This window comes from Mesorhizobium sp. M1A.F.Ca.IN.022.07.1.1 (genome assembly GCF_003997575.1).
GTDB lineage: Bacteria > Pseudomonadota > Alphaproteobacteria > Rhizobiales > Rhizobiaceae > Mesorhizobium.
On record NZ_RZST01000201.1, the window covers coordinates 1 to 10,925 of the forward strand.

The 10,925-nt window shown below is 62.7% G+C and carries 10 protein-coding genes and 1 pseudogene; 5 read left to right on the forward strand and 6 right to left on the reverse strand.

Features of this window, described 5'->3' with window-relative positions; translation table 11 throughout:
• From EOA75_RS35155 to argH, 3 genes are all read right to left on the reverse strand, one after another.
• A partial coding sequence (locus EOA75_RS35155; protein WP_164747473.1) for a lipoprotein occupies nucleotides 1–139 on the reverse strand: 139 nt, incomplete at its 3' end.
• 93 nt (nucleotides 140–232) lie between these two features.
• Nucleotides 233–496, reverse strand: coding sequence for a hypothetical protein (locus EOA75_RS20885; protein WP_127240086.1), 264 nt, complete (start codon nucleotides 494–496; stop codon nucleotides 233–235).
• 11 nt (nucleotides 497–507) lie between these two features.
• Complete coding sequence (argH, locus tag EOA75_RS20890) at nucleotides 508–1,908, reverse strand: argininosuccinate lyase (RefSeq protein WP_127325051.1); 1,401 nt, start codon at nucleotides 1,906–1,908, stop codon at nucleotides 508–510.
• Nucleotides 1,909–1,944: 36 nt separating this feature from the next.
• Between argH and EOA75_RS20895 the strand changes: the two genes are divergently transcribed.
• Nucleotides 1,945–2,634 (forward strand): TlpA disulfide reductase family protein, encoded by a 690-nt coding sequence (locus EOA75_RS20895; RefSeq protein ID WP_067319108.1) that lies wholly within the window; start codon nucleotides 1,945–1,947, stop codon nucleotides 2,632–2,634.
• Here EOA75_RS20895 and EOA75_RS20900 read toward each other — a convergent pair.
• A complete protein-coding gene (locus EOA75_RS20900) occupies nucleotides 2,626–5,052 on the reverse strand; it encodes an EAL domain-containing protein (RefSeq protein WP_067319106.1) in 2,427 nt (808 codons plus the stop codon). The two genes, EOA75_RS20895 and EOA75_RS20900, sit on opposite strands and share 9 nt — an antisense overlap.
• Nucleotides 5,053–5,379: 327 nt before the next feature.
• On the opposite strand from EOA75_RS20900, the gene ugpB reads away from it, so the two are divergent.
• The 4 genes from ugpB (at nucleotide 5,380) to EOA75_RS20920 (ending at nucleotide 9,591) form a co-directional block, all read left to right on the forward strand.
• Nucleotides 5,380–6,690 (forward strand): sn-glycerol-3-phosphate ABC transporter substrate-binding protein UgpB, encoded by a 1,311-nt coding sequence (gene ugpB / locus EOA75_RS20905; protein ID WP_127325052.1) that lies wholly within the window; start codon nucleotides 5,380–5,382, stop codon nucleotides 6,688–6,690.
• 70 nt (nucleotides 6,691–6,760) lie between these two features.
• Nucleotides 6,761–7,645 carry a sn-glycerol-3-phosphate ABC transporter permease UgpA gene (gene ugpA / locus EOA75_RS20910; protein WP_067319653.1) on the forward strand — a complete coding sequence of 295 codons (885 nt, stop codon included), beginning with the start codon at nucleotides 6,761–6,763 and terminating at the stop codon, nucleotides 7,643–7,645.
• An 8-nt stretch (nucleotides 7,646–7,653) separates the two neighbouring features.
• On the forward strand, nucleotides 7,654–8,502 hold the full coding sequence (gene ugpE / locus EOA75_RS20915; RefSeq protein WP_066990208.1) for a sn-glycerol-3-phosphate ABC transporter permease UgpE: 849 nt from the start codon (nucleotides 7,654–7,656) through the stop codon (nucleotides 8,500–8,502).
• Between the two features lie 6 nt (nucleotides 8,503–8,508).
• Complete coding sequence (locus EOA75_RS20920) at nucleotides 8,509–9,591, forward strand: sn-glycerol-3-phosphate import ATP-binding protein UgpC (protein ID WP_127325053.1); 1,083 nt, start codon at nucleotides 8,509–8,511, stop codon at nucleotides 9,589–9,591.
• A gap of 7 nt (nucleotides 9,592–9,598) precedes the next feature.
• On the opposite strand, the gene EOA75_RS20925 is transcribed toward EOA75_RS20920, so the two are convergent.
• Together EOA75_RS20925 and EOA75_RS20930 are read right to left on the reverse strand one after the other, a co-directional pair.
• On the reverse strand, nucleotides 9,599–10,681 hold the full coding sequence (locus EOA75_RS20925) for an ABC transporter ATP-binding protein (RefSeq protein WP_067319100.1): 1,083 nt from the start codon (nucleotides 10,679–10,681) through the stop codon (nucleotides 9,599–9,601).
• Nucleotides 10,678–10,925 (reverse strand): annotated as a pseudogene (locus EOA75_RS20930) (iron ABC transporter permease); the annotation flags it as partial. The gene EOA75_RS20925 and the pseudogene EOA75_RS20930, both read right to left, overlap by 4 nt.

The window sequence follows — 10,925 nt, forward strand, 5'->3', positions numbered from 1 at the left end:
GTTTGGCTCGCTCCGCATCCTTGCGCGCCTGCACTGCAGCCTCGTAAGGCGTATCGAGGCCGCCTCTCCTGCCGCAGGCCGTGACGGTGACAACCGCCGCCAGCAGCGCGAGCGTCACCAAAATCCTGCCTCGGGTCATCGATCCATCCGTTCGAAACTGTTTTGTCCAGCCGCGCTTTTAGCCGAGTTTTCGGCGCATTGCATCCCGGCAAAATCAAGCCCCAAGAATTCGTTATTCGTCCAGCCGACGGACATAAACGCCAAACTCGGACGTGGCGGAAAAATGGAAACTTCCGGCGCTTCTTGGTCCCATCCCGAAGCCGTCGTTGGCTTTCTCATCAGCGACTGCAAGGAGAAGTTCTGCGAGAAGGTGCAGCGCTCGCTTTGAACCTTGTATGAGGATCGTTGGATCCCCACCGTCCTCGTCGGAAAGAAGAGCCAGGCTCAGGTTGGATTTCTGGTGGCTGTAGCGTTCTAAAATCTTGTCAGTTTGCATCAATCAGCCTTTCACGCCTTGGCCAAGCGCTTTTTCCAGTAGCGGATTTGCTTCCTCACTTCCGACGGAGCGGTGCCGCCGAAGCTTACGCGGCTCTTCACCGAATTCTGCACGGCAAGCACGGAGAAGATGCCGTCGGTGATACCGGAATGGATCGAGCGGAGGTCCTCCAGCGAGAGCTTTTCCAGGCCGACCTTCTTCTCCTCGGCGAGCGCGACGGCGCGGCCGGTGACGTGATGGGCCTCTCGGAAAGGAAGGCCGAGATTGCGCACCAGCCAGTCGGCGAGGTCGGTGGCAGTGGCATGGCCGGCACCGGCGGCCTTTTTCATGGAGATGGCGTTGACGGTCATGTCGCGGACCATCCCGGCGGTCGCCGCCAGCATCAGGTCGAGCGTTTCGGCTACGTCGAAAACCGATTCCTTGTCCTCCTGCATGTCCTTGCCATAGGTCAGCGGCATGCCCTTCATCACCGTCAGCAAGCCGACCAAATGGCCGTTGATGCGGCCGGTCTTGCCGCGCACCAATTCGGCGGCGTCGGGGTTCTTCTTCTGCGGCATGATCGAGGAGCCGGTGGAGAATGAATCCGACAGCCGGATGAAGCCGAATTGCGGCGTCGACCAGATGATGATCTCTTCGGCCAGCCGCGACAGATGCGTGCCGCAGATCGCGGCGATCGACAGGAATTCGAGCGCGAAGTCGCGGTCCGACACGCTGTCGAGGGAGTTGCGCATCGGCTCGCGGAAGCCGAGCGCCTTCGCCGTCATGTGGCGGTCGATGGAAAAGCTCGTACCGGCCAGCGCCGCGGCGCCCAGCGGGCTTTCGTCCATGCGCTCGATGGCGTCGCGGACGCGCGACAGATCGCGGCCGAACATCTCGACATAGGCCATGCAATGATGACCGAATGTCACCGGCTGCGCGGCCTGCATATGAGTAAAGCCGGGCATTACCGTCGCGGCGTGCTCCTCGGCGCGCTCGAGAAAGGCGGCGATGAGGTCCTTCAGCGCCTGGGCGACGCGCTGGCATTCCTCCTTGACCCAGAGTCGCAGATCGACCGCCACCTGATCGTTGCGCGAGCGGGCGGTATGCAGGCGGCCGGCAGCCGGCCCGATCAGATCGGCCAAACGCGCCTCGACATTCATGTGGATGTCTTCGAGCTTGGTCGAGAATTCGAATTTCCCGGCCTCGATCTCTTTCAGGATCGTGTTCAGGCCGTGAGCGATTTTTTCTTGATCGGCCGCCGAAATAATGCCCGTTTCAGCCAACATCTCGCTGTGGGCGATCGAGCCGCGGATGTCCTGCGCGTAGAGTTTGCAGTCGAAGGCGATCGATGCGTTGATCGCCTCCATGACCGCGGCCGGACCCGAGGCAAAACGTCCGCCCCACATCTGGTTGCTGGCCTTCTTGTCGCTCATCGCTATAACCCGTGCTCCGGAGCAGTTTTTAAGAAAATGGCAGACGGCAATAAATTCTTCCCGGCCCCGCGCCTCATCCTCGCCGCGCTTGTAGCGGGCGTGCTGGCCGGCGCGGTCGCGGTATATGTCAGCGAGAGCGGTTCTGGCAACAACGCGCCGGATCAGGTTGCCGCGGCCAGCACCGGCAAGGACGACGTCGCCTGCAAGGCGAAGGCCGAACGGGCCAAGCAGGTTGCGGCAAAGGCCGTCGGTCAGGTCGCGGCACTGCAGCCGGCGGATCCGCCGCAATCGCTGAAGGGACTCGCCTTCAACGGACCCGACGGCAAGCCGACGACGATCGCCGGCCATGCCGGCAAGACGGTGCTGCTCAATCTGTGGGCGACATGGTGCGCGCCCTGCCGCGCCGAAATGCCGGCGCTCGATGCGTTGCAGAAGGAAAAAGGCGGCAACACTTTCGAGGTCGTCGCGGTCAATGTCGACACCGGCGATGACGCCAAGCCGAAAAAGTTCCTGAAGGAGATCGGCATCGAGACGCTCGGCTACTACCGGGATGCGACGATGGGCCTGTTCAACGAGGCCAAGACGCGCGGGCTGGCGCTTGGCCTGCCGGTGACGATGCTGATCGACGGCGAAGGCTGCCTGATCGCACATATGAACGGCCCGGCGGAATGGTCGAGCCCCGATGCCAAGCGATTGGTGGAAGCCGCGCTCGGTCCGTCAAGCTGAGCGCGCGGCGGCGGGCTCGAGCATGAGGATGCGGCCGCCGCGGGCCTCGACAGCATCCATGGCCGCCGGCACGCCGGTCAGCTCGCTGAAGGTTTCGATCGGGCCTGGCCTGCCGAGATAGTATCCTTGGCCGATCTCGCAGTCCTCGGCATCGAGGAAGCGCAATTCGTCCAGCGTTTCGACGCCTTCGGCCAGAACAGGCAGGCCCAGGCCGCGCCCCAGCCCCAGCACGGCGCGCACGATGGCCGCGACCTGACCATTCCTGTCGACCGACTTGATGAAGGAGCCGTCGATCTTGATCTTGTCGAAAGGGAAAGCGCGGAGATTGGAAAGCGATGAATAGCCGGTTCCAAAATCGTCCATCGCGACGCGAATACCAAGCGCCTTGACCTGCCGCAGGGTCGCCAGCGCCCGGGGCATATCCTTGATAAGGGCCGTCTCGGTCACTTCAAGCTCCAGCCGTCCGGCCGGAAGTCCCGAACGCAGCAGGATCTCGTGCACTTTGCGGCTGAAATTCGGGTTGTGGAGTTGCACCGCGGAGACATTGACGGCGATGGTCAGCGGAGTTTTCCAGCGCACGGCTTCCTCGCAGGCCGTCGCCAGCACCCATTCGCCGATCTGGGCGATGGCGCCGCTGTCTTCGGCGACCGGGATGAAGACCGACGGCGGGATGTTGCCGCGCTCCGGATGATGCCAGCGGATCAAGGCTTCGAAGCCGATCATCTTGCCGCTGCTGATCTCCTTTTGCGGCTGATAGACCAGCCGGAACTCGCCGCGCGCAACCGCCTGGCGCAGATCGTGCTCCATGGCGCGCCTGTCGCGCGTCTCGGCACCCATCGAAGCCTCGAAATAGCGATAAGTGTCCTTGCCCTCGGCCTTGGCGCGGTAGAGCGCAGTGTCGGCATGGCTGACGAGCGCCGCCTGGTCGTCGGCATCCAGCGGGTAAAGAGCAATGCCGATGCTTGCCGACACCAGCTCGCCGCCGGGCGACAGTTGGCTTTCCTGGCGTAGCTTGGAAAGCACCGCCTCGGCGATACGGCCGGCGGCCTGCGGGTCGGGAAGGTTCGGCGCGATGATGGCGAATTCGTCGCCGCCGAGGCGGGCGAGCATCTGCCCATGGCGGAGCACGCCCGAAGCGCATTGCGCCACCCTCTGCAGCACTGCATCGCCGGCCGCATGACCGAAGAGGTCGTTGACCTCCTTGAAGCGGTCGAGATCGAGAAGCATCAGCGCGAGCTGCCCGTCCTTGCCGCTCGCCGTGGCGATCTCGGCCTCGAGCCGGCTGGTGAAGCTGCGGCGATTGGCAAGCCCGGTCAGCGGATCGAAATGCGCCAGGCGAAGGATCTCCTGCTCGGCCTTCTTGCGCTCGCGCATGTCGCGGACGGCGACGACGTCGTGAGGCTTGCCGCAATAGTCGATGCTGCGGGCGATCAGCTCGACCGGAATGCGGGTGCCGTCCTGGCTGCGCAGCTCGGCTTCCTGCGCCTGACCGCTGCCGCCGGCGATGGCTGAGGCAACGCGTTCGCCGAAGAGGTCGCTGAGCGTCATCACGTTCAGCGTGCCGGGCGCGATGCCGCTCAGCGCCGCGATGCTGTCGTTGGCGCTGACGATGCGGCTGCCGTCGCAAACGATCAGCCCCTCGACCGCCGCGTTGGCCAGGCCGTGCATGCGCTGCGCTTCCGCCTGATGCCGGCGGAACCGCAGGTCGATGCGGAGCGCCGCGGCCGAGAGCACCAGAATGACCAGGCTTGCCGCCGCAGCGGCAAAGGCTTGCGACATCGGCGCGATGGTGAATTTTGAGATCTCTATCGAGGAGTCCGGATAGATCGAGACCGCCGCCATGGCGATAAAATGCAGTGTGCAGATGGCCAGTGTGAGCAAGACGGCGGCAGCGATCGTCGTAAGCGTCGACGGGCGGCAAAGCACGACGAGCAGCGAAAGCGCGGCAAGCGTGACGCCCGCCGCCAGCGAAAGAGCGACGAGCAGCTCGTTCCAGACGATCCTGCCCTGGACCTCGAACGCCGCCATGCCGGTATAGTGCATCACGGCGATGCCGACGCCGAGCACGGCGCCGCCGACAAGATAGTGATCAATGCCGCCGCGGATGGTGGCGATCCACATTCCGGCCGCTGTCAGAACTACGGAGGCGGCCAGCGAAAGCGCGGAAAGCTCCGCGTTATAGGCGTTGGGTATTCCCGGCGTGAAGGCGATCATGGCGACGAAATGCGTCGCCCAGATACCGAATCCGGTCGCCGTGGCTGCAATCAACAGCCATGCGTAGCGATTTCGACTGGTCGATTGCTCGACATGGCGAAGAAGATTGACCGCCGAGAAAGAGGAAATTCCGCAGATGAGCGCCGCAAGTGCGACCAACCTCAGATCGTGCTCGTGCACGATGCAATTATAGACGGTCAACATTTGGCCCCACCTGATCTTCCCGCATCAATCAAGTTAAGATTGCTTAAGGCCCGACGGCTGAAGAATCGATTAGTGGACCTGCAACCGACGCGTGTGCCTCAGGTTGTAAAGGACGGATAAGGTTGGGCCGGCTGTCGCAATACGATGGTTGGAGTCGCTCAAATCCTAAGCCGGCAAGCAATCTGCCCGGCCGTGACCGATGCACGTTAATTTAGGATCAGATGATGTTCATCGACGCATAACAAAACCGTTGTCCGATTGTCATGCGCAACACATACTGGTTCTGCGGAAGCCCCCCTTTCGCCAATCACAACGGGAGATGAAAACATGAAGCTCTTCGGCTTCGCGGCAGGTGTTGCCGCTACCTTGACCCTGCTTGCCACCACGTCCGCTTTCGCTGTCACGCAGATCAGCTGGTGGCATGCGATGACGGGCGCCAATGCGGAAGTCGTCGACAAGATCTCGAAGGACTTCAACGCCAGCCAAAGCGACTACCAGATCGTTCCGGTCTTCAAGGGCACCTATCCCGAGACGCTGAATGCAGGCATCGCCGCGTTCCGCGCCGGCCAGGCGCCGGACATCATCCAGGTGTTCGATGTCGGCACCGGCGTCATGATGGCGGCCGAGAGCGCGATCAAACCCGTGGCCGAAGTTTTGACGGGCGCGGAGATGACGTTCGATAAGAGCCAGTATCTGCCCGGCATTGTCGGCTACTATTCGAAGCCGGACGGCACCATGTTGTCTTTCCCTTACAATTCCTCCTCGCCGATCCTCTACTACAACAAGGACATCTTTCAGAAGGCCGGCCTCGACGTGAACAACCCGCCTAAGACCTGGAACGAGGTCTGGGAAGCGGCGAAGAAGATCAAGGCGAGCGGCGCGGCCCCTTGCGGCTACACCTCGACCTGGCTGACTTGGATCCATCTGGAAAATTTTGCCGCCTGGAATAATGTTTCCTGGGCGACCCAGCAGAACGGACTGGCCGGCGGCGACGTCGAGCTCAAGATCAATGCGCCGATTTTCGTCAACCACTTTCAGGCGCTGGCTGACCTCGCCAAGGATGGCACTTTCAAATATGGCGGGCGAACCTCCGAAGCCAAGCAGATCTTCCTCGCCGGAGAATGCGGCATCTTTACCGAGTCGTCGGGCGGGCTCGGCGATATCGTCAAGTCGGGTATGAACTACGGCATCGGCCAACTGCCGTATGACAGCGATGCCAAGGGTGCGCCGCAGAACACGACCCCCGGCGGCGCAAGCCTCTGGGTTTTCAGCGGCAAATCCGATGCGGAGTACAAGGGCGTCGCGGCCTTCTTCGCCTATCTCTCCAAGACCGAGGTGCAGGAATATCTGCACCAGAAGTCGGGCTACTTGCCGGTGACGCTGGCAGCCTATGAGGCGACCAAGAAGTCCGGCTTCTACGACAAGAACCCGGGCCGCGAGACACCGATCCTGCAGATGACCGGCAAGGCGCCGACCGAAAATTCGAAGGGTGTGCGCCTGCCCAACCTGCCTCAGGTGCGCGATATCCAGAACGAGGAGTTCGAGAAGATGCTGGCCGGCCAGGAAACGGCCCAGCAGGCGCTCGACAATGCCGTCTCGCGCGGCAACGCGGCGATCAAGGACGCGTTGGGCAACTAAACCTGGCCGAGGATGAAACGTCGCCCGCGCGGATCGGCGCGGGCGATCCTTGCTTGACGAGGAAACCAAGCTGACCCCGCGCGTCGTTTTCCCCAACAAAGTCCTGCCTTACCTGCTTGTGGCGCCGCAACTCGCCATAACACTGGTTTTCTTCTATTGGCCGGCCGGGCAGGCGCTCTACCAGTCCATGCTCAGGCAGGATCCATTCGGGCTAAAGAGCAAGTTCGTCTGGTTTGCCAATTTCCGCAAAGTGCTTGCCGATCCGGCCTATCTCAACTCGATCAAGGTAACGGTGGTATTTTCGCTTGCGACCGCAATCGTGGCGATGGCAGTGGCGTTGCTGCTTGCCGTAATGGCGGAAAAAGTGGTGCGCGGGAAAGCGCTCTACCGCACACTGATGATCTGGCCCTATGCGGTGGCGCCGGCGATCGCCGGCATGTTGTGGCTGTTCCTGTTCAACCCTTCGATCGGCTCGCTATCCTACGTGCTGAGAAGTCTCGGCATAGCCTGGGATCCGTTGCTCAACGGCAGTCACGCCATGATCCTTTTGGTTTCCGCCGCAGCATGGAAGCAGATCAGCTACAATTTCCTGTTCTTCGTCGCCGGGCTGCAGGCAGTGCCGAAGACGCTGATCGAGGCGGCGGCGATGGACGGCGCTCGCGAGACCAAGCGTTTCTGGACCATCATCTTCCCGCTGCTCGCGCCGACGACCTTCTTCCTGCTGGTCGTCAACACTGTCTATGCCCTGTTCGACACGTTCGGCATCGTCCATGCCGTCACCGGCGGCGGACCGGGCAAGACCACCGAGACGTTGGTCTACAAGGTCTACAATGACGGCTTCGTCAACCTGATCCTCGGCGACTCGGCGGCGCAGTCGGTGATCCTGATGGTCATCGTCATCGCGCTCACCGCCATCCAGTTCCGCTATGTGGAACGCAAGGTCCACTACGGCTGAGGCAAGCGATGATCGGCCAGTCCCCGTTGCGTGTCCTGATCGCCCATGCCGCTCTCATTCTCGGCATTTTGATCGTTGCATTTCCCATCTACTACACATTCGTGGCCTCGACACAGACGCTGCAGACGATCCTCAAGCCGCCCCTGCCGCTGCTGCCCGGTGACCAACTCTGGAACAATTACAGCGAGGCCCTGTTCGGCGGTGTCGGGCGCATCGGCGGCGTCAGCGTCGGCAGGCTTCTTCTCAACACGACGGTCATGGCGCTCGGCGTCGCGGTGGGGAAGATCTTCATCTCGATCCTATCGGCCTATGCCATCGTGTTCTTTCGTTTCCCGCTGCGCATGACCTTCTTCTGGCTGATCTTCATCACTCTGATGCTGCCCGTCGAGGTCCGCATCCTGCCAACCTACAAGGTGATGGTCGATCTCGGCATGATCGACACCTATGCCGGTCTGATCATTCCGCTGATCGCCTCGGCCACGGCCACGCTGTTGTTCAGACAGTTCTTCATGACCATCCCGGGCGAGCTCGTCGAGGCGGCGCGCGTCGATGGCGCCGGGCCGTGGCGCTTCTTCTTCGATATCCTCCTGCCGCTGTCGCGCACCAACATCGCGGCGCTGTTCGTCATCCTCTTCATCTATGGCTGGACGCAATATCTGTGGCCGCTGCTGGTCACCAACAGCAACGACATGAACACCATCGTCATCGCGCTGAAGAAGATGGTTTCTTTCGCCGATGCCGATACCCAGTGGCACCTTGTGATGGTCACCGCGATGCTGGCCATCGTGCCGCCGATCCTTGTCGTGGTGCTGATGCAGCGCTGGTTCGTGCGCGGCCTGGTCGAATCCGAGAAGTGAGGGGCGATGGCGACGGTTGATCTCAATGATGTGAGGAAGCTCTATGCCGGCGGCGTCGAGGCCGTGAAAGGCGTTTCGATCGCCATTCCGGACAAGCAGCTTTGCGTGCTGGTCGGTCCCTCCGGCTGCGGCAAATCGACGTTGCTCAGGATGATCGCCGGACTCGAGACCATCTCGTCCGGAACGGTTGCGATCGACGGCAAGATCGTCAATGCCGTCGGTCCGACCGAACGCGACATTGCCATGGTCTTCCAGAATTACGCGCTCTACCCGCATATGAAGGTCTACGACAACATGGCCTATGGCCTGCGCAATCGCGGCACGCCGAAAGCCGAGATCGACAGCAGAGTGCGTTCAACTGCCAAGGTGCTGGAATTGTCGGGACTGCTCGACCGGCGCCCTCGCGAGCTTTCCGGCGGCCAGCGACAGCGCGTCGCCATGGGCCGGGCGATCGTGCGCAATCCGAAAGTCTTCCTGTTCGACGAACCGCTCTCCAACCTCGACGCCAAGCTGCGCGGCCAGATGCGGGTCGAGATCAAGAGCCTGCAGCGCAGGCTCGGCGTCACTTCGGTCTATGTCACCCACGACCAACTCGAGGCGATGACGCTAGCCGACATGCTTGTCGTCATGAATGCGGGGCTGGTCGAGCAGATCGGCGCTCCTCTCGACATTTACGAGAAGCCGGCCTCGACATTCGTCGCGTCCTTCATTGGCGCGCCGCCGATGAACCTGCTCTCACTGAGCACAGAAAGTTCTGCAACTGAGCTGGAAGGAAAGTTGCTTGGGCTTGCCCCGCCCGGCGGGCAGGCGGCAATGCTAGGCTTCAGGCCCGAGGACGCCGAACTCGTCGCCGATGCCGAGGACCGATCCGGGGCGCTGATGCTGCCCGCAACGGTCGAGGCCGTGGAGCCGGTCGGCGCGGAAACCTTCCTGCACTGCTCGGCTGCCGGCAATAATATCGTGGTACGGGTCGGCGGCCGCACGGCGGCAAAGCCCGGCGACAAGTTGCGCATCACCGCCACAGCCGAGAAGTTGCACTGGTTCGATCGGGGCGGCAGGCGCCTCGGCAGCGTAAGCCCCTCCTCTTGACTCAGCTTCAGGCAAACACATGCGCCTTGCCGGTCACCGTGAGGCGCACGATCTCGCCGACCTCCGGCACGTCCATGCCGGTCTTGCGCAGGACGAGCGGTGTGTTGCCGATCGCGGCCGCATCCGGCGGATCCGGGCTATTGAGCAGCCGCACGGCGATGGTGCAGACCGAGCCGGCGAATTCGGAGTCCGTCACCTCGCCGAACAGCATGTCCGGCGTCCCCGACATGCCTTCGCGGGAGGTTCGTTTAAGCACCACCTGCTCGGGCCTGAGCATGATACGGGCGACGTCGCGCCGCTCGGTGATGTCGACCGCGATGCGGCCGAGCGGCGATATGGCAAAGCCGTCGGCGATCTTGGCCGGCACGATGATGGCGTCGCCGAGGAACTCGGCAACCATCCTGTCCCTGGGCTGGAAGTAGAGCTCGCGCGGCGTGCCGACTTGCGAGAACAAGCCGTCGCGCATGACGGCCACCTGGCTGGCGAAGGACAGCGCCTCGGCCTGATCGTGGGTGACCAGGATGGTGGTGATGCCCGCATCCTCCAGAAGCTCGGCCACAGCCTTGCGCATCGAGGCCCGGAGGCCGGTGTCGAGCGCCGAGAACGGCTCGTCGAGCAGCATCAGCCGGGGTTTCATCGCCATGGCACGGGCAAGCGCGACACGCTGCTGCTGGCCGCCGGAAAGCTCGTGCGGACGGCGCTTCAGGATCGCCTTGTCAAGCCCGACGATATAGGCGAGCTCGACAATGTGCTCGGCGCGCTTCTCGGCGCTTCGGGGCATGCCGAAGCCGATATTGTCGGCGATGGTGAGATGCGGGAAGAGGGCGCCGTCCTGCGCCACCACGCCGATGCCGCGGCGATGCGCCGGCACCGCGGCCCCGCCATTGGCGAGCAGCTTGCCGTCGAGCGCGATGCGGCCGCGGTCTGGCGCCTCGAAGCCGGCGATCAGCCTCAGCAAGGTGGTCTTGCCGCAGCCGGAGGGTCCAACGATCGCGGTGCGGCTGCCGCTTTCGACGGTGAGGTCGACGCCGGCAAGTGCTGCCACCGGGCCATAATGTTTTGCTACGTCGCGGAGCTCGAGGAAGCTCATCGGCCGGCCATCCGCTTTGACTGGACGTAGAGCACCCAGGTCATGGGCAGCGACATCGCCACCATGATCAAGGCGTAAGGGGCGGCCGAGGCGTAGTCGATCTCGCCGCTGTAGGACCAGAACGCCATCGCAAGGGTGCGGGTGCCGTTCGGCGCCAGCATCTGCGTGGCGGTCAATTCATTGGTGATGCCGAGTGCCACCATCGCCATCCCGGCCGCCCCTTACGCCTTGATCATGGTGGCGA